This is a genomic window from Ruegeria sp. G2 (genome assembly GCF_056533505.1).
Window position 1 is genome coordinate 86607 of the sequence record NZ_JBQFON010000012.1, and the last position, 19659, is coordinate 106265.

At 52.4% G+C, this 19659-nt stretch carries 17 protein-coding genes; 8 read left to right on the plus strand and 9 right to left on the minus strand.

The genetic code is table 11. The features are described from left to right. The first annotated feature begins 8 nt into the window (after positions 1-8). Together ACR0DU_RS18905 and ACR0DU_RS18910 are read left to right on the plus strand one after the other, a co-directional pair. Positions 9-1112, plus strand: coding sequence for a hypothetical protein (locus ACR0DU_RS18905; RefSeq protein ID WP_480876590.1), 1104 nt, complete (start codon positions 9-11; stop codon positions 1110-1112). Positions 1113-1136: 24 nt separating this feature from the next. Then, entirely contained in the window at positions 1137-1928 is a 792-nt protein-coding gene (locus ACR0DU_RS18910; protein WP_480876593.1) for an alpha/beta fold hydrolase, read from the plus strand. Between the two features lie 800 nt (positions 1929-2728). Here ACR0DU_RS18910 and ACR0DU_RS18915 read toward each other — a convergent pair. The 7 genes from ACR0DU_RS18915 to ACR0DU_RS18945 are packed head-to-tail and all read right to left on the minus strand — an operon-like array spanning position 2729 to position 10091. After that, a complete protein-coding gene (locus tag ACR0DU_RS18915; RefSeq protein ID WP_480876596.1) occupies positions 2729-4387 on the minus strand; it encodes a Na/Pi cotransporter family protein in 1659 nt (552 codons plus the stop codon). Between the two features lie 39 nt (positions 4388-4426). Next, positions 4427-5221, minus strand: coding sequence for a metallophosphoesterase (locus ACR0DU_RS18920; protein WP_480876599.1), 795 nt, complete (start codon positions 5219-5221; stop codon positions 4427-4429). Between the two features lie 2 nt (positions 5222-5223). Further along, entirely contained in the window at positions 5224-6033 is an 810-nt protein-coding gene (locus ACR0DU_RS18925; RefSeq protein ID WP_170352096.1) for a carbohydrate ABC transporter permease, read from the minus strand. Next, a complete protein-coding gene (locus ACR0DU_RS18930) occupies positions 6030-6923 on the minus strand; it encodes a carbohydrate ABC transporter permease (protein WP_117872581.1) in 894 nt (297 codons plus the stop codon). Before ACR0DU_RS18930 ends, ACR0DU_RS18925 begins: the two co-directional genes overlap by 4 nt. A gap of 59 nt (positions 6924-6982) precedes the next feature. Continuing rightward, positions 6983-8239 carry an ABC transporter substrate-binding protein gene (locus tag ACR0DU_RS18935; RefSeq protein ID WP_480876602.1) on the minus strand — a complete coding sequence of 419 codons (1257 nt, stop codon included), beginning with the start codon at positions 8237-8239 and terminating at the stop codon, positions 6983-6985. Between the two features lie 56 nt (positions 8240-8295). After that, positions 8296-9312, minus strand: a complete 1017-nt coding sequence (locus ACR0DU_RS18940) for an ABC transporter ATP-binding protein (protein ID WP_480876605.1) — start codon at positions 9310-9312, stop codon at positions 8296-8298. A 2-nt stretch (positions 9313-9314) separates the two neighbouring features. Next, on the minus strand, positions 9315-10091 hold the full coding sequence (locus ACR0DU_RS18945; RefSeq protein WP_480876608.1) for a DeoR/GlpR family DNA-binding transcription regulator: 777 nt from the start codon (positions 10089-10091) through the stop codon (positions 9315-9317). A 268-nt stretch (positions 10092-10359) separates the two neighbouring features. Here ACR0DU_RS18945 and ACR0DU_RS18950 point away from each other — a divergent pair, with 268 nt between their 5' ends. The 6 genes from ACR0DU_RS18950 to ACR0DU_RS18975 all read left to right on the plus strand — a co-directional run bounded on the left by ACR0DU_RS18950 (position 10360) and on the right by ACR0DU_RS18975 (position 17123). Then, positions 10360-11244 carry an HAD-IIA family hydrolase gene (locus ACR0DU_RS18950; protein ID WP_170398787.1) on the plus strand — a complete coding sequence of 295 codons (885 nt, stop codon included), beginning with the start codon at positions 10360-10362 and terminating at the stop codon, positions 11242-11244. A gap of 1072 nt (positions 11245-12316) precedes the next feature. Then, entirely contained in the window at positions 12317-12670 is a 354-nt protein-coding gene (locus ACR0DU_RS18955; protein ID WP_170407448.1) for a roadblock/LC7 domain-containing protein, read from the plus strand. A 111-nt stretch (positions 12671-12781) separates the two neighbouring features. After that, positions 12782-13459 (plus strand): response regulator, encoded by a 678-nt coding sequence (locus ACR0DU_RS18960; RefSeq protein ID WP_480876612.1) that lies wholly within the window; start codon positions 12782-12784, stop codon positions 13457-13459. Then, positions 13446-14816 carry a sensor histidine kinase gene (locus ACR0DU_RS18965; protein ID WP_480876615.1) on the plus strand — a complete coding sequence of 457 codons (1371 nt, stop codon included), beginning with the start codon at positions 13446-13448 and terminating at the stop codon, positions 14814-14816. The genes ACR0DU_RS18960 and ACR0DU_RS18965 overlap by 14 nt, the downstream gene beginning before the upstream one ends. Before the next feature lie 92 nt (positions 14817-14908). Further along, complete coding sequence (locus tag ACR0DU_RS18970) at positions 14909-15232, plus strand: hypothetical protein (protein ID WP_480876617.1); 324 nt, start codon at positions 14909-14911, stop codon at positions 15230-15232. Between the two features lie 526 nt (positions 15233-15758). Next, complete coding sequence (locus ACR0DU_RS18975; protein ID WP_480876619.1) at positions 15759-17123, plus strand: sensor histidine kinase; 1365 nt, start codon at positions 15759-15761, stop codon at positions 17121-17123. A gap of 184 nt (positions 17124-17307) precedes the next feature. Here the strand turns inward: ACR0DU_RS18975 and ACR0DU_RS18980 are convergent, their stop codons facing one another. Together ACR0DU_RS18980 and ACR0DU_RS18985 are read right to left on the minus strand one after the other, a co-directional pair. Next, positions 17308-17979 (minus strand): response regulator transcription factor, encoded by a 672-nt coding sequence (locus ACR0DU_RS18980; protein ID WP_480876622.1) that lies wholly within the window; start codon positions 17977-17979, stop codon positions 17308-17310. Positions 17980-18075: 96 nt separating this feature from the next. After that, on the minus strand, positions 18076-19659 hold the full coding sequence (locus tag ACR0DU_RS18985; RefSeq protein ID WP_480876625.1) for a sensor histidine kinase: 1584 nt from the start codon (positions 19657-19659) through the stop codon (positions 18076-18078).

Genomic DNA, 19659 nt, shown 5'->3' on the forward strand with positions numbered 1-19659 from the left:
GGAATGAAATGAACAACCCAGGTATTGGCAAAATATTCTTGATCGCGGCGGCCTTTTCAGGCGCGTCGCTTCTGGCGGGGCTCGCGATATTTTTTATCCGGGCCAATGATGTTGTGCTGACATTCCACACGGATATCGAGGGTTTCTGGAACCGCATCTACTATTTGTTTGCCCTGTCGGTTCTTGTTGAGCGTTCAGTGGAAGTATACCTTAAAATCGGCAATCTGGACGGTGGAAAAACCAACCCGCAAACGGGCGGAGTGACACCGCCCGCTACCTCGATGGCGATCACGGCGGCGCTGGCCATATCGGTCATTTTGGCGATTGTCGGTGTCCGCATATTGGATTCGCTGGTCGATATGACCATCGCCCCCGGTGTGGACGGGGACAAGGTTCTTGCACAAACACTATTCTTCGGGATTGATGTGCTTATTTCCGCAGGTTTGATGGCTGGTGGTTCTGCTGTCTTCCACCCGTTGATCAAAAGTCTGACGTTAGTGTTCGAGGGAATGCAAGCCGGAGCCCAAGGGCGTCTTGATGCCCAGAACGGAGGCGGGCAGGTCATAGCCGCGAAATCTTCGTCAGATGTGGTTGATCTCAGCACGGATGAGTTCGCAGATGCCTATTCTGCCCAGAGCACCGTTGGGTTGAACATTGCAGAACTAAATCTGATTGAACCGGCATTGGCCGGTGCCAAGGCACTGAAGTCGGCGCATCCGGATGACGTTGTCTTCATTTCCGGTCGCCGGACCGTGGCCTCTCAGGCCGAAGCGATGGCCGGGAACGTCCTGTTGAACCGGTACTGGATCGAAGAAACCTATGCCCTGAGCCCCCAACGCACGGCGTTGCAAACCTGGGTCAATGACAATCCCGAGGCCGTCAGCAAGGCGGCCATTGCGACGGGGCTTGCCGGGGTGATGGCCCCGTGGAGCGATGCCGACAAGCTGAAAATTTCGCGCCATCTCGCAGGATTGGCCTTTGATCTCAAGCCAGTGGCCGGCACCAAGGGCAATGCCATTAAGAAAACGATCGCGACACTGCCGAATTTGAGGAGATTTCTGGAAAAAGAGGGTGGGCTGGTCCGTTGGCACGCCGAGTTCAAGACCGTTTGAGAGCAACCAGATTGTAGGAACGTTATGACCCGACCAACGATTATTTTTGTTCACGGCATGAACGCCAATGCTGAAAGCTGGAATGGATTAGAGGCCCATCCATCCATAGCCACGGAGTGGCCTGACCGCCGGACGGTTACACTGGCGGGACATGACGAGCCCGCCTTTACGCCAGGCAGGGAACCCGAACCGGACCCGTATGGTATGTGGTGCCCGTTATTTGGGCTGGCTCTGGCGCAGCCATCGACCGCAAATGTCACAATGGACGACTATGTCGCCTCGGTTATCGATGCGTTTCCCGAGCCGCCACCTGCGGGCTCTCCGTCTCGGGATGTGATCCTTGTCGGTCATTCGATGGGCGGTGTTGTGATATCTCAGGTCGCGGTCCACCCAGCTTATAGCGCCCGTATCCGACAATTGGTCTATGTAGCTGCGATGTTGCCTGCGAAAGGGGACAGTATCGAAAGTTTGCATAGTCAAATCGTCATTGATTCAGGTGCAAGCTTTGATCCCTTTGGTGTTTGCACCGATTTCAAACCGCATTTGCCTGATTGCGCCTCGGCTCTGGTCAAACAGCCGAAAGGCCCGCTTGATGCTGTCTTTGAACCGACACCCGCGTTCGAACAGATCGAGGCGGTCTATATCGGGTGTTCTGACGACAAGATCATTCCGCCGCCAGCTCAAACAAAAATGTTGAGTCGGGCGCAAACGCCGCCGATGGTGGTGGAATTTGACGCCTCGCATCTGCCGCAATACCTGAAACACGATGAATTTGCCGCGTATTTGGCCGCTCTGATGAAAAAAGATGTGATCTGAGTTGCGCGCGATTATGTAATGCGCACCGCAAAACCGGAGAGCCCGGTGCCACCTCGTTAATCCCGTGGGCCAACGATTTGCGTCGCCAAGGTCGAGGAATTGATGACCATCTGCGATCAACTAGAAGCAAGCCTCAGCGCCGTTGAGACGACCCGAGCCCAATTGCTTGAGGCGAAGCGCTGTTGAAGAACGTGCGGTAGACGGAAGCAGGTGCGGCGTGCATGCGGACATTCGTGCATCACGCAGCATCGGTAATTCCGGGCTCTCCTGGCACCTTCGCCGCGATCTGCGCTAAGGGCGGGTCAGATATGGATCGACTTTCGCTACACACCACGTGAACAAGCAAGACGCAAACAAATTCGCCATCGGCAAAATCGCAAACAATGGCGGTTGTCCAGCCCACAGCAGGTATAGTTTTTTTGACGCCGAGCAGTTTGCGAACATACGATAGGGCGATTGTGAATACCACAACCGATGGCGAGACATTTGACCAATCATTCACCCAATTTTCGTGGCAACCACGTAGCCTTGGCAACAAAACAATGGGAAACAAATATTTAGCTATTTCCTCTCAACACACTCGTAAATTTTTCTGTTACGCCCCCGGTCAATTTGAATTTGAGCGACCGTGTTTGGCTGACACAATATTATTTCCAATCAACTTAGTAAGCTGACCCATTGGATGAACTGTTTTAAGTTTGATCAATTTCCATTTTTTCGTCTGATTGCCAGCGCTTCCCGGCTCGGGAAAGTGGATTGTCTTGAACTAGGACTGTATCTTCATCACTCTATGAAACCGTCTATTCATTTGCCAATCGGCTTTCCAACAACTGTCCACTTTCTTTCAAAAGCGGATAGGCGATCATCGCGAATGCCGTGTTTAACATTTTCAGGGCGCGCAACAGATCAAGGTGAATCGCACTGGTTTCGATGGTTTCGGACGCCCCAGAACGCAGCCGGGTAAGATGCGCGCGCTCCAGCTTTCTCTCGATCTCGCGGATCATTTCCTTTTGCTGCACCAGCTCCCGTGCTGCCCCGGCATCCTCGGTCATCAGTACCGCGATTCCGTGCTGAACGTTGCGCAACACACGGTCATAGAAATCGGTCAGTTCCTGCCAACCCTCTTCCGAAAAGTTCACGTTTTCCGCACTCTTGCGCTTGGCCAATTCGACCATTTTTCGTGCAATCGTATCCGCCCCGGCCTCAAGGCTCACTGCCACGCCGGACAGATCAAATGCCCGCGTACCGGTGTCCTCTTTCGGATTGTCGCTTTTGACTCCAGACAAATACACCCGCAGGTCAAGCGACATTCGGTCAATTTCGACTTTTTCCCTCTTCAGTTGTTGAGCAATGGCATCATCGTAATTGTCAAAGAGTGACATTGAGTCCCGCACCATGATCTCGATCCTATTGCCCATTTCGACCAACTCACGATGCGCACAGGCAAAGGCGCGCGCCGGCTGGTTCTGAACCGAAGGATCCAGGGCCGTACGTCCGTTGGCCTTGGTGCTGTATTTATTGTCATCAGCGAAAACACTCTCCGCCAAACGCATTATCGGGCCAAGAAACGGAATACAGACAACAAGAAGCGCAAGGTTGAACAGGAGATGCAGGTTCAAAACCTGCTGAACGGGGCTGGCCCCGGGAATAAGGTCGACACCGTCAAGCCGGTAGAGCAAAAACAGCACCAGCCCCGCCCCACCGCCACGCAGGAACAAATTGCTAGACACGACCCGCCGCACCGAGACATCGGCCTGCAAGGTCAGAACAAACGCAATAAAGGCACCGCCCAGATTGGCCCCAAGGACCATGGCAAACGCCGCCGACAGGGGCATAACGCCCTGAGCCGCAAGGGTTGCAAACAACAATATCGCCGCAACGCTGGAATGCACCAGCCAGGCAAAAACCGCCGCCAGCAAAAAGGCCGTCAGTGGATCAGCAGACAGGTAAATCAAGCCCCCCGAAGCGGCCTCGCTGTTTGCCAGCGGCGCGCTGGCATCGCGAATAAGGTCAAGCGACAAAAAAATCAGGGCCAATCCAATCAGGATCCGACCAACCTGGCGCACGCCGCGCCGGGAACTGCGCAGGAAAATCAGCACCCCAATCAAAAGTAGCAAGGGCGTCAGCAAAGCAATCCGGGAATTCATGATCTGCGCTACGATGGCAGAGCCAAGGTCCGCCCCCAGAATAATGGCCAACCCGGCGGTGCTGCCAACCGAACCCGCGGCCATGAATCCGGCAAGCAGCATTGCGACGGCGGTGGAACTTTGCAGGAGGATCGCGGTCAGCGTTCCGGTTCCCGTCGCGGCCAACCGGTTTCCCGTCGACCGACGCAACCAAAGCCGCAACTGGCTTCCAAAGGCTCTCTCAAAACCGGTGCGCACAATGCGAACAGCCCAGATCAGAAGTGCCGCAGCAGCAGCCAAATTCAAAACAATAATTATGGGTGAGTTATCCATCATCACCGGGTCTTTGGTTTCCGGGCCAATCCGGCCACTTCAGAATGAATACGGTCCCTCGGCAGCGTCTAGCGAAACAACGCTCCATACACCGCTCTTTCCGGTTTCGAGAACTGCACAGCCCGTAGGACCAGAAAAAAAACCAGCAGGAGCCACCGCGCGCCGGTCCAGTGCAAAACCGCTGCAAAGGCCGGGCGCCGTCATGGCAACGTGACCGCCAACGCGACCAATGTGAACGCCGTGGACATGCCCAGCTAACACTGTGATGTCCCCAGAGTGCACTGCAAGAATTTCTTCCAGATCGGAATGGTTCTCCAATCCGATAACATCCATGAAATCAATCCCGGTGTTAAATGGCGGATGATGTAACATAACGACAACCGGCCCGTCGGACCCAGAAAGCTCCCGCTCCAAAAGATCAAGACTATCCACGCGCAGCCTGCCACCACCCTGTCCTTCAACCAGCGTATCAAGCCCGATAACACGGGTATCGCCCACCGTGTCCGCCCAATCGATAAGCCCGTCCACCGGCATGATGCCCAAACTTGAAAAGGCCTTTTGCATTGGCTTGCGCGCATCATGGTTTCCAGGAACAACATAAATCGGCAGGGCAAACCGCTCCAATTGCGCGCGCGCGAAATCGTAACTGTCCGGGCTGCCATCTTCGCTGACGTCACCAGTGACTAGAACCGCGTCGAGCGGGCCAAGAGCTTCGCCTTTTTCGATCAATCGGTCGATGACCCCAATCAGGATCGCGCGGGTATCAAGCACGCCTGAACACAAATCGCCGCGCGATACCGCGTGCAAGTCACTTAGATGAAGAAATGTCGCCACGGCTATTTGATCCCAGCGCGCAGGAAGGCCTGAACGAATTGACGCTGGAACACGAGGAACGCGATCAACAAGGGTGCAACGGACATCATCGTTGCCGCCGAAATGACGCTTATATCCACACCATTTTCCGGTGCGCCAAAGATCGACAGGCCAACCGTCAGCGGGCGTGTGTCGGGCGAATTGGTCACGATGAGCGGCCAGAGGAAGTTGTTCCAGTGGGTCGATACCGACACCAACGCATAGGCAAGATATGTCGGGCGCGCCAAGGGCACATAGACTCGCCAAAGAATTCCGAACCAGCCGCAGCCTTCGACGCGCGCGGCCTCATGCAGTTCTATAGGAACGCCCTTAAACGCCTGCCGCATTAGGAAAATGCCAAAGGCAGAGGCCATATAGGGCATTCCGACGCCAAGAATCGTGTCAAACAATCCGAGGCGTGAAACCATCGCATAGTTTTCCACGATCAACACTTCGGGCAGGATGAAAAGTTGCATCAGTACGAGGATGAACACGAAATCCCGACCCGGAAACTGGACCTGGGCAAAGGCAAATCCTGCCAGCGTCGTGACAAAGAACTGACCAATAAGGATCACCGTCACTAAAAGGAAGGTGTTGAGGAAATAGCGTAGCCACGGCGCGCCCTCCCAAGCGGTGCGGAAATTGTCGAGCGTCCATGGCGATGTGATGTTAAAGTTTACCGCGTCAGAGGTGCTGTGGAACGCCGCCCAAAAGGCAAAGACCAGCGGGGAAATCCAGATCACGGCCAACAAGAGTGCGCCAAAGGATTCGATATGCCTGGAAAATCCGCTCATTGGTAATGGGTCCGCTTGTCGAGAATGGTGAACTTGACGCCGGCAACCACCCCAAGCACAACAAGAACCAGGATGGTCATTGCCGCTGCGTGGGGCGCATCAAAGAAGGCAAAGGCCATTTCCCAGATGTAATAAAGGATAAGCTTGGAGGCGTCGTTTGGCCCGCCCTTGGTCAGGATGAACAAATGATCGATCAATTTCACAGAGTTGATCAACGCATTGACCATGATAAACAGCGTCGTCGGCATCAACAACGGCAGCACGATCCGGCGCGTATAGGTCCAGCGGCTGGCGCCTTCAATGTCGGCAGCTTCCTTGAGGTCCTCAGGGATCGTCTGCAAGGCCGCCAGATAGAAGATCATGAAAAACCCAGCCTCTTTCCAGATCGTCACGATGATTACAGCCCACAGCGCAGTTTCAGGCTGTCCCAGCCAGTTGATTGAGGGAAGGCCAAACAGACCGCCGATCTGGTCGAGCACACCCAACCCGGGAGTATAAAAAAACAGCCAAAGGTTTGCCGCTGCGATCATTGGCAGGACCGTGGGCGTGAAATAGGCGGTGCGTACAAACCCGCGAGCCGGGATCTTGGAGTTCGCCCAAAGCGCCATCGAAAGCGCAATTGCAATAGAAATAGGGATAGTCGCGCCCGCATAGATCAAGTTGTTCACGACAACTTTCCAAAAGGTTGGGTCGGCGAACAGGTCGGCATAGTTCTCGCCGCCGACAAATTCGCTGGGGCGTCTTCTGGTTTCTCGGCTGAACAAGCTCGACCACAAGGTCGCAAGCGAAGGATAAAACGCAAAGGTCGTCAGTAGAATTGCCGCTGGTGACAACAGGATCCAACCGTAGATGGCCTGTCGACGACGCTCGATATTCACATGCTCTGCCATATAGCGACCCTCAAGGTTGGGTGCGTCGGGCATCTCTGCCCGACGCCAGGGAGTTGAGGTTACTGGTAATCACGCAGCAGGCGCACAGCCGCTGTCTGGGCTTCCCCTAGCGCGTCTTCAGCCGATTTTGTCCCGGTCAAAGCCGCCTGAATTGCGTTGTTCAGACCCTCACGCACGCGTGCGGTTTCAAAGGTCGAGAACTCAGCAACCGCGTTTTCCAGCTGGTTCCGGGCAACGAGAGCGGGTGGGAACTCTTCTGTGTAGGATTTCAGCGCATCGGTTTCATACGCTGCCGGAGACACGCCCATATAGCCGGTCGCGATGGACCACGCTGCCGCTTGCTCGGGCGAGGTCATGAATTCGATCAGCTTCATGGCCGCAGCGCGCTCTTCGTCCGATGTCTCCTTGAAAACATAGAAGTTGCCGCCGCCGGTAGGCGAACCCAGCCGCACATTGGCCGGAAGCTCGGCGACGCCAAAGTCAAAACTGGCGTTGTTCTTCACAGCCGTAAGGTTGCCGGTCGAATGCCACATCATCGAGGTCTGACCTTCGAGGAACGCCTGCCTCAGGGTACCCCATTCAACGGTGCCAGTGGGCATGATGCCATGCTCCTGCGACAGCGACTGCCAGAATTCCAACGTATCGACAACAGTTTCGTCATCGAAATAGGTGGTCAGGCCGTCATCGGACATCACCTCCTTGCCGTTCTGGATCGCCAACGCCTGGAACATCCAATAGGGATAGCCTGTCGATGGGATCATCAGGCCATAGGTGTCGTCGTTGGTCAGTGCCTTGCCCATGCTAATCAGCTCGTCCCAGGTCTTGGGCGGTGCCTCAGGGTCAAGACCTGCCGCACGAAACTGGTCCTTGTTGTAATAGGCAACGATAGTTGAACGCTGGAACGGAATGCCCCAAGTTTTACCCTCGATCCGGCCATTGGCCATCAATGCAGGATAAAAGCTCTCTAGCCAGTCCGGGTTAACCCCGTCGATATCTTCGTAGGCCACGATCAGATCCTGCTCGATCAGATCATAGGCATCGATTGAGAACATCACCGCCAGCTGAGCCGGTTCACCCGATGCAAGTGCGGACAAGGCACGAACGCGCGTGTCGTCATAGTTGCCTGAATAGATCGCGTTGACCTTGATGTCAGGGTTGGCGGCTTCAAAATCGGCAACGATGCCATCCACTACATCGGTCAGCGCGCCGCCAACCGCGATAGGATAATACATTGTTAGTTCCGTCTCAGCCGCCGCCGCCGATGTCAGCGCGGTGGCCGCGACGGCAGCCAAACTTATCTTCTTAATAACGTTCATTTTTTCCTCCCAGTGATGACAGTTATCCTTGTCTTTCCAAAGTTCAGTTGCTCGACCTACCCGGCCAGTCGCTTGCCCATGTCGTCAAAGAAATGCAGGTCTTCATCGGCAAAGCTGATCTCCAGATCTTCTCCTGCCGGAATATGTTTCAGTCCGGGCATGGATACGGTAAGACCATTGGCAGCAGGATGTGACAGGCCAATGAATGTTTCGGAACCCAGGAATTCGCATTCCGATACTTTACAAGTCAGCCTGCCCTTGCCCGATTCCACCACCTTCACCGCTTCGGCGCGAAGGCCAATTGTCGTTGCGCGCTCAAATCCCGGCACGCCTTCTGACTTGATCAGCGCCATTGGCGGGGCACCGACAAACTCGGCGACAAAAGTGTTAGCAGGCTTGTAGTAAAGCTCTTCCGGGGACCCTGTCTGCTGGATATGGCCGTCTTTCATCAGCACGACCATGTCGGCCATGCTCAACGCTTCGGTTTGGTCATGCGTGACGTAAACTACGGTGATGCCCAAATCGATCTGAAGTTTTTTGATGTCCTTGCGCACAGAGGCGCGCAGCTTGGCATCAAGGTTCGAAAGCGGCTCATCCATCAGGCACAGCGGCTGGTTTGCCACGATCGCACGTGCAAGCGCCACGCGCTGGCGCTGACCACCCGACAATTCCCCCGGCTTACGCTGCTCATAGCCCAGCAAGCCAGTGATCTCGAGCGCCCGGGTCAGTTTCTCGCGCCGTTCCGCCGCTACGACTTTTCGCACCTTGAGGCCAAAAACAACGTTTTCCGCGACACTCAGATGCGGGAACAATGCATAAGACTGGAACACCATCGACAGATTGCGTTCTGCAGGGGCAGAAGTAGTGATGTCACGCCCGTCAATGACGATCCGCCCCTCATCCGGCAATTCTAGTCCCGACAGCAATCTCAGCGTCGTTGACTTGCCGCAGCCCGACGGGCCAAGCAGCGCTACGAACGAACCACGCGGGATCGAAAGATTAATATTCTCGACGCCAAGCTGCCCATTCCAGCGCTTAGCAATATTGTCGACGTGAACAAACGGTTCTGCCATATTCAGCGCTCTCCTTGTGAGTAAGTAATGGCTTCGCCCAAACTGTCTGCGAGATCGGAAAATTTAGGGCCCGGAGGACGGTCGCACACGACAACGTCGACATCCGAGATGTTGCCGCCCAATGCTGGCGCAATGCGACCAAATTTACTGCTGTCTATTACGAGGATCGATTTGGCTGCGTGCTGCTGCATTTTCATTCTCACCCGAACCTCAGCTGGATGAAATTCTAACAACCCACCATCATGCGCCACACCGGCAACGCCAAATATTGCGAACTCGGCACGAAACCTGTCAAAGAAATCGGTTGCTTCTTCGCCGATAAAATCACGATCGGGCAGGCGCAGCTCGCCTCCTGGCAAAAGGATACGGTTTGAGATTTCATTACTCAGCGCCATCGCGGCACTCAGGTTGTTCGTGATGACCGTTAACTCCTGGTGGCCGGACAGTGCCTTAGCCACTTCGAGCGGAGTCGACCCAATTGAAAGGAACACGTTCGCCCCATTGGGGATCATGCTCGCAACAAGTTCGGAAACCGACCGTTTGCCACGTAAGTTCGTTCCGGCTCTCAGATCAAACGGGGTATTCAAACGGCTTTCAGCCAGCTCGATCCGCCCGTGCGCGCGTCGCAGGTTTTCACCGTCGCACAAAATGTCCAGATCACGGCGGATGGTTTGCGTTGAGACCCCTAGCATTTCCGCTAAGGCCCCCACACTGACACCGCCACGCTCTTGCACGACCTGCTGGATTAAATCCCTCCGTCTGATCTTCTTTGACGCCATCTATCCCCCTTCAAGTTGCCAGAACCATATCACCAAAAAACAACAAAACAACATTTTTCAATCAAAGCCACATAGAACGTTGAAGGGTGACTTGATCGCAAGTGTCGAAAAATTATATTTTTCAAAGCTTTGCGCGCAAAGCTTCAAAACTCGCTAGTGGCGACTTGCTAAAAATGTTGTTTTTTCTTCCATTTTGTTTTGTTGATGTTACATTCCGAATTGCGTCAAACCTGTCGGGGGCGCCCATCAAAAAAGGACATTTGGACACATGCTTGACGCCAACTCGATATTTTCGCGTTATCAGTCCATACGTCCCAGACTCCCAAAAGCAACATTCAACGCGGCCACTCTGGATATTGAGTCACTTCTGGATATTGGCAACGAAGTAGACGCCTTTGTTTTTGATGCTTTTGGCGTTCTAAATGTTGGCGAAACTCCGATTCCCGGCGCGGCAGCTCGTTTGAAAGAGCTCAGGGAGGGCGGACACCAGATTCGCATTCTTTCCAATGCTGCCAGCTATAATCACCAGGGCGCGACTGCCAAGTTTCAAAAACTCGGAATGCAAGTTGACGCAGATGAGATCGTAACCAGCCGCGACGCAGCCTTGGCAAACCTGAACGACGGTCTGTGGGGCTGCATCGCCTCTCCGTCTGACGACCTGACGGACATCTTATCCGAGACGATCAGGCTTGAGGCAGACCAGACAGACTTTGACCGCGCTGACGGTTTCTTGTTTCTCTCGACCGAAATCTGGCAACAATCTCAACAATCCATGCTTTGCGACAGCTTATTGGCGAACCCGCGCCCAGTGGTGATCGCAAATGCTGATCTGGCAGCGCCACGAGACTTCGGATTCTCACTGGAGCCCGGTCACTACGGGCATTTGCTGGCAGATGAGGGCCTTCAAGACATCAAGTTCTTTGGCAAGCCATTTCCGGAAGTATTTGAAATGGTCGAAGCCACGCTTCCAGGAATTCCACCCGAACGCATCGCGATGTGCGGTGACACTCTTCACACCGATATCCTCGGTGCAGCAGCACGGGGTTGGCGCACAGTCCTTGTCGCGCAAGATGGAGTGTTTTCGGGGCTGGATACTCGCACTTTTTGCGAGCAATCGAGCTTGACACCGAGCTGGCGCCTACTTCGCATATAGAAAACATCGTGATGCTCCCACTTTTGGCGAAGTATCAGACCGAAAATTAGCCTTGGTTCGAACGGCGGCTATTCAACTCGCAGCATAGGATTGATGGAAAAGGCCCTGTTGGACGGCTCGTCAGTATCTGTGATGGAAGCTTCCGTCATACCTAGCGGGCTCAGGATTATTGACGGGCAAGCTGGCTTCCCTCCGCTGTCTAAAGTCGTGATATCTGTTCATCATTCAGGAGCATGTGAGGCACATGTTTCTCTCGCAGCAGATTTTCTTGCTTACAAACTGGGCAGGGTCGCATTGCAAGCCGTCTCTTACACAACTGTCAATTAAGAACTGTTGCCCAGCTCGTTCAAAACCACTGCCGGCGGCTGAATACTCGCAAGGACAGTCAAAGAGCCAATTGCGCCTAAGGCTTCACTTCACACCAACGTAAAATCACATCCTTTCAAATTTTTAATCTGCCTGAAAGGTCGGTTAAAACTCCCAGTACTCTACGAACCGCTTAGTTGATTGGTAACGAGGCGAGGGTCTTATGCTGAGTTCTGTTTTACCCATTTTGGCTGGTGTTCTTTTTGAACTCGGGCATCTGTGCTTCGCATTCCTTCTGAGCCCCGAAAGTGTCTTGGCCCTTTCAGCCAACAATGCCCAATATTTGGCCCTAGCCTGCATTGCCGCACTTAGTTTTTTGCATAGAGACCGCAATCACTCTCAGGACTTCGGTGCATCAGTTCTGAAAGTGACTTCAATTCCCAAGTGTCACGCCCATCGGAGCACAAGCACCCTCCCAAGTTTGGATGACAGATTGGTGGATCAGCTATTCCTTCATGCCCAGACAATTCGAAGCGGCAGGCATCCAGTTCGACGTTCTACCACTAGGATCACAGCGAGAATTGGATAGCGGATGTCGAAACCCAAAGGTGATGCCACCTCTGTGCTGGCCAGATTTAACGAAAGATTTGGCCTGGTTCAAAGGTACGTCATCACCATTCCACCATCAAACAACAGAGTTCGTCCAGTCAATCAAATATCTGGTGCGGTTCAGACAAACAAATCCAAGGCCAAAAAGGAGCCAAACATGTCATTGGACATTTCTAAACTAAGTGAAATCAAAGGTCTTTTGGGGGCGTGTCTCGTCGACAGTGACACAGGCCTAGTCCTAGACACAGAGGGTGGTTCAAAGTTTGATCTTGAAACTGCAGGCGCAGCGAATGTTGAAGTCGTTCGCGCCAAGCTTCAGGCAATCGAAGCACTGAAACTTAACGATACTATCGAAGACATTCTGATCACACTTGGCAAACAGTTTCATCTGGTCCGCCCGCTGGACAAAAACCCAAACATCTTTGTGTATGTCGCGTTAGACAAGAAGACCGCCAATCTGGGTCTCGCGCGGCTTCAGGTGAAAGCTGTCGAAGAAACGTTGAGCCTCTAGTCTGCAACGATTTGCCAAATGGACTTAGCCATCTGGTTATGGCTGGGTTCACTTAACCGACTATTGGTAATTGCAATAAGCGGAACCACTGACTTATTCGGAGGTCTTGAAATGAAAATACTCGTCGCAGAAGACGACAAAAAGACTGCCGACTTTGTCAATTCTGGACTAAGGTCAAACGGTTTTAGTGTTGAGTGGTACGAAGATGGTCGGGATGCCCTGTCATATTGTTTGTACAATGAATGTGATGCCATCATCCTAGACCGAATGTTGCCAGGAATGGATGGTCTTTCCGTTCTCAAGGCCCTAAGGGCTGCACAGAAACAAACCCCAGTTCTATTTCTCACGTCTTTAGGAGATGTTCAGGACAGAGTTGAGGGCTTGACCGAAGGTGCAGATGACTACTTGGTCAAGCCTTTTCATTTTTCAGAACTTCTGGCCCGTTTGTACAGCATTGTCAGGCGACAACCCTCCGGCGTCTCGACGACTAAGCTTCAAATCCACGACCTGTCAATGGATCTGCTCAGCCGGGTGGTAAAGCGGCAGGATGTTACAATTGACTTGCTGCCCCGTGAATTTGCGCTGCTGGAAGTTTTGATGCGAAACACAGGGCGAGTGGTGACACGCACCATGCTTTTGGAGCAAGTCTGGGATTACAACTTCGATCCAAATTCGACTGTGATCGAGACGTATATCAGCCGTCTGAGGTCGAAGATCGACAAACCCTTTGAGACGCCGCTTCTGCACACGTCTCGAAACGTTGGATACAGCCTTCATGGGCCGCGCTAGCATTCTCTCAGGCGCTCCCTTCCAGACAGCTTGTTTCGCAGCATTGATCGTATGGATCATTACTGCTGTCTTCGGATACGCTGCATATCTGGCGCTGGAAGACCGGCTCCGTTCTGACCTTGAGCAACAAATCCTCGACGAAGAGCTCCTGCTTCATGAGATATTGCTGGACGGTGGGGCAGACGCAGTTCAGCGAGCGATTGAACACTTGAACAGTCCCAATCGAACCAGGCTTCACATTATCGCATTGTTCGACCAGCACGGTACAGCCCTTGCTGGATCAATTGCGAAATCGCCCGACGAGATTGGTTGGCACGAGGTCGATCCGGATTTTGTTCAAGTCGGTGGAGCATCCCCTGTCTATATGCTTCATACGTCTGATTACCTTGGATTTCGCACAGTCGTCGCCCGCAGCCTGACTTCACTCAATCAGGCTTTGACGACGCTTTGGGAGGGGTTGCTGCTGCTGACACTTGCGACAACTGCCGCTGTCTTGGGGCTTGGTTACTACTTCAGTTCTCAGAGCTTTCGGAAACTCGAGTGGATCGAGCGGACTCTCGATCGGGCTTTTCAAGAAAACGCCGCTATTTGTCTACCGGTCTCAGGTACAGGCGATCAATTCGATCGGATTTTCCAAATAGTTAACCGACGTCTCGACCGGATTTCGAATTTACTCAACAGCACTCAAACCACTGCAGTCACAATTGCACGGGACTTGAGAGTACCATTAACGAACGGGTTCATGTCGTTGCAGAAGGTATACAGCGAAGTTGAGTATGGGGGCGATCCGAAACCAAGCCTCAACGATTTAGAGTGCAACCTTAAGCGCATCAGAACTGTCTTCGACACAATACTCAAAGTATCTCAGATCGAGACGGGCAGGCATCAAAACAACTTTAAAACGGTCAATTTGAGTACGCTCGTTGAGAAAGTTGCAGAGGCTTTCTATCCGGTTGCGGTCGACGAGGGCAAACACATCTCGGCTGAATACAACGCCGACACGATTTTGATACGAGGCGACGAAAGCATGCTGAAACAGCTGCTCGTCAATCTTGTGCACAACTCACTTCGGTATTGCCCCTCGGGAACTTGGATCAGTATTTCCCTTACGGCCAAGTCTGAAGCTATTGAACTGGTCGTTGCGGACAACGGGCCTGGGGTTCCGGAACCTCAAATCAGCAAGATATTTGAAGCTTTTTTCCGAGCTGACAGCGCAAGAAGCGAAGCTGGCAATGGACTTGGCTTATCGCTTGTGAAGGCCGTCGCGATACGGCACGGCGCAATAGTCACCGCTGAGAGCAACGAACCAGGCTTGCGGGTGTGCGTGAGCTTCGGGAAGCCCCTCATCGCCGCCTGAATATAAGTCGAAGACCTATACCGCTCTAAATTTTACCCAACTCTCGGACAACTCAAACCTGAAGGCTCAACTTTTTGAACGGAAGAACAACGATGAAGAAAGCAATATTCCTGTCGGCAGTCTTGCCTGCGGCTGCGGCGTTCGCAGACGAAACAGAATTCCTATGCACGTCGGATACAAATGGTGAAGTCATTCATATCTTTCAGGAAGCTGATCTCTCAGAAGCGCGCCTGATAGTTGATAACACAGAGGGCATGGCCTCCGTTGCGCACGGTTTGGATGGCGTGACATTCATCCACATCAAGCCCGACGAAGTCTGGACCTTGGCGCTTCATTTTCCAACTATGACCTATGAGTTATCCACGCATGGGGCCTCATCAATCGAAGACCACGGGCATTGCACAAAGGGTGAGTGATCGACATAGAGCCCTCATTAATCAGGGGCCCAGATACGAGAACCTTTCAAAAATGTAAGGTTAGTGAAAACCCATTGGAAAGAACGCGCTGCAGAAGATGTCATCGGGGTTGAAACTAAAACCAATCACTCAGCTGAGGAAGCACTCGTAGCCCTCCTATAGGGTGTCACCGGTACCGTGAAAACATGGGCCACTCACTCGTAAGCAAGCGTCCCTCAGCCAAAGCAGCGCTCCTTTCCACCCCCCCTCGGAAAGGGGCGCTGCAAATTCGCCCTAACTTACGGTCTATTCGTTGCTGTATTGGGTGGAAACGCTCAGCTAACAAGATACGCGTAAAACTCAGTGCATCGGCCTTTTTGCACTTCGCCGAGCCTAAATTAGCAGTGGTGCGACAATCTCAGGCAATTTCCCCATACTTTTATTCCAATATTAAGTACAACCGTCGGATCACGCGCTTGGCTGGCCAGAATAGGTTTGTTTTTTCGAACCCAGATGTGGTCTTCACTATCACCGGATGAAGAGACGAATGAAACGCTCAAACATAGTATCTGGGGCAGCGTTTACCACAGCGTTATATGCAGCAGTGGTGATACTGCTTTCCGTTACAGCATTGGCATTTTTGACATTCGAAAGAATTCGTGGCGACCTGCAGCGGGAAATGGACTCGTTGTTAATCGACGAAATGCGTTTCATTCAGGAAATTTTGGACGACAACGACAACGATTCCGATGTCGTACAAGCGATCGATGATGCGACCCTCTGGTTGCCGTTCGACACCAGTTTGATCGGCCTGTTCGATAGCCAGGGGACGCGTCTGGCTGGAAACATCGATAATTACCCCTCCTTTCGAGGTTGGGGAGAAATCGAAGATGATGGCATAAATCTGGGCGGTGAGAAACGTATCCATCGGGTAAATGTGCAAACCTACCGTGGCTTTGTAATCGTGGTTGGTCGCGATCTTGCATTTGTGAAAAGCACACTTCGTTCGTTGGCATGGTCCTTGGTCGCAATCGGATTTGGAGCAACGTTGTGCACTTTGTTAGTTGGGTACGTCTCCAGCATAAGAACATATCGCAAACTCGATCAAATGGCGAAGACGCTGAACAAAGTCTCAAAAGGTGAAGTAAAAGCGAGGCTTTCAGTCGGCAAAAACAACGATCAGATAGACCGGGTTGCACGGCTGATGAACGGGCATCTCGACAACCTGACAGCATTGATGTCAACGACTCGATCGGCCGCTGCCGCCATTGCGCATGATCTGAAAAACCCGCTCACTCATGCTTATATCGCGCTCCAGGAAGCGAAGGATTCCCTACAATCAGATGGTCAATCTTTAGAGCCGATTGACAAAATTCAATCTGAACTTGATCGTCTCAAATGGACCTTCGAAACAGTTTTACGGATCAACCGTATCGAAGAAGGTAACAGTCCCAAAGCTTTCAGCTATCTGAATTTGAACAGACTGGGTCGAGAAGCAGTTGAGAACATGATACCACTTGCGGAAGTTAAGGGCCAAAGTCTCAGTTTTGTGGAGAACCAATCAGGACGTACACTAATCGAAGGCGATGAAGGTATGCTGAAACAGCTTTGTGCAAACCTTTTGCAGAACTCAATCGATCACTGCCCGCAACATTCCAATGTTCGCCTGACCGTTGAACAAGATGAAAACACCATTGCGCTCTCGGTTATTGACGATGGCCCCGGCGTTCCCGAAATCACACTGGGTAAGCTTTTTGTTCCGTTTTATAAGCTTGAAAGCGAGCGAAGCAGTGTTGGCAATGGTTTGGGTTTAGCACTGGTGAAGGCAATTGCAGACCATCATTCAGCGCTCTTGACGGCTACAAACAATTCACCTGGGTTGGCAGTTTCTATTCAATTTGAAATTGCGTAGCGACTTATCAAATATTGTTTGGCGTGCTGCGTTCTCTTGCACAGAATGGGCAAGAAAGTTCTGTGAGAGTCTTCTTTTCAAATCCTGAGATCGCTCAAGAACCGGAGCAAGGGTATTCAACCTTCCACAAATCGAAGGCCTCTTCACTGGAGGCACCTCTCCGACGGATCCACAAACGAAGTATTCAGCTCATACGATATCCAACATTCCTGAGTGTCACGATCCGCTGACCTTCTGCACCGATTTTGCGTCTGAGGCGCCCGACATATACATCGACAACATTGGTCAATGGATCTTCATTCATACCCCAAACCGAATTCAAAATCCGCTCTCTGGATAAAACGCGCCCAACATTGGTTAAAAACAAAAGGAGAAGATCGCGCTCTTTTTTTGACAGCTGGATTTCTTGACCATCAACAGCAACCTGAAGGGATTGCTTGTCAAATGTAAGTGCTCCGCATGTAATCACAGTGTTGCTGAGGTCATTTGCATAGCTGTTGGCGCGGCGGTGCAACGCTTCTATCCGAGCGATGAGTTCGTCGAAATCAAAGGGTTTAGGAAGATAGTCGTCTGCACCAATCTTCAACCCTTCTACCCGTTCCTCAGAGCTATCCAAGGCGGTCAACATTAGGATAGGGATCTTTGACTTTCGGGCACGTAGCTTGCGACAAACATCTTGTCCCTGAATTCCCGGTAACATCAGATCCAACAAGATAATATCATAATTGCCGGAGGCTACGTGCTCCAATGCATCTTCCCCGCTTGGTGCGTGATCTACGGACCAACCTTCAGCAGACAATCCGCGGCGTATGAAGTCAGCTACGCGGGTTTCGTCCTCGACAAGTAGAATATTCATAGTGTGCCTCAGTTTTCTTTCTCTCTGAAACCGTGTATTTGCAAAGCTGCGTGAGGTATTACCGGTATTGCAATTTGTTTCTGAAGCAGACAGGCATTAGCCCGTTTCTCGTTGAACATCGGATTGTACAATTTTCATTCGGGGTGTTTTGGGCAACGTTATAATGATTTGCAGCCCGCCCTCCTGGCGATCTTGAAGGTCAACAGTCCCTCCATGGGCTTCGACAATCGATTTAACGACCGGAAGCCCGAGACCGCTTCCCTCGATACCCTGCCCCGAGGCGTTTGAGCCCCGAAAGAACCGATCGAATGCCTGAGACTTTTCCGCTGCACTCAGTCCGGGACCGTCGTCTTCGATTCTAATCGAGCAAGACGCGAGCCCTTCTTCCAATGTTGCGCTGATTGTTGGGCCTCCGTATCGTCGTGCATTTTGCAGCAACGCGAGTACTGACTGGCGAAGCCGAACCTCATCGACCGAAGCCATCACCATACCTTCCGGGCTTTCGACCTGAACCGGATCAGGAAACATCGCCACGGCATCCCGCACCACCTTTCGTAGGTCCGTTTCCTTGCGATCCAGCCTAAGTTGACCCGCCTCGAACCGAGCGACCGTTAGCATGTCATCTACGATTTGATTGGTGTGCTTTGCGGAATCGCGAATACGGGCGAGAGAGTCAGAAGTATCCTCTGACAGCGTGTCTGATGTCCTTAAAGTAACGTCGGCCTCTCCAAGGATAATTGCCAGTGGTGTCCGCAACTCATGACTAATATCTGCCATCAATCGTTTGCGGTTCTCTTCGCCCATCTCAAGCTTGTCGATTAGTTGTTGAAGTTCGAATGTTCTAGCTGCAACCGTATCTTCAAGTTGCCTTTTTTGCTCGGCGCGACTTGCTTCGCGGGCGGCCAAGCCTTCCGCCATGCTATTTAGAACAGTGCCTAATTCTCTGAATTCACGGCTACCACCAAGATCTACGGGCTTCGAATAGTCGGCCCTGCGCAGGCGCCCAACGCCGTCAGCAAGCAACGTAAGTGGTTTTCTGATTTGGCGGTTGAACGACACAACGGCCACCAGTAACACACCTATGGCGGCAAGAACGATCACGTAAACCAATCGCTCATTCCATTTTCGAAAGGTTGCTGCTTCGGCCAAAACTTCTTCAACCTCCTCCACTTCTTCATCTAGCGCAGCCTGAATTTTTTGATCAAGTTCATCGTCAATATCCCCGTCCAGCAAAGCGGCCAGGCGCTCGATCCGCACAAATGTCTCAATCGGGCTACCTACCTCTGAAAGGTTTGCGATAGCTGCGTTGACGGCTTCTATATCGTCTTCGATCTCATCAAGAAGCTCCAGTTCCTCGAACTCCTCTTCGCCCACCATCTGGATTTCCCGGGCAATGGTTTTTCGGATTGCATCCAAAGTCCGGGCGATTTTCTCCTGCAGTTCTACTTCGCTTACCCCATCATCGCGATCGCCAATTAGAAGTGCGTCACCGTGTTGCTTGAACAGGCGGTACAGATCCGCCTCAAGCCTCAGATGCAGGCCATATGACTCTTGAGCCAGTGAAATCCGGGCATCCCACCATCGGGTTTTTTCAAGGCTGTACAGGGTAAGGCCCGCAAGCCCACCCAAAAAGCCGACCAGAACAGCGGCATAGATTCCAAACAGAGTAGACGAACGCAT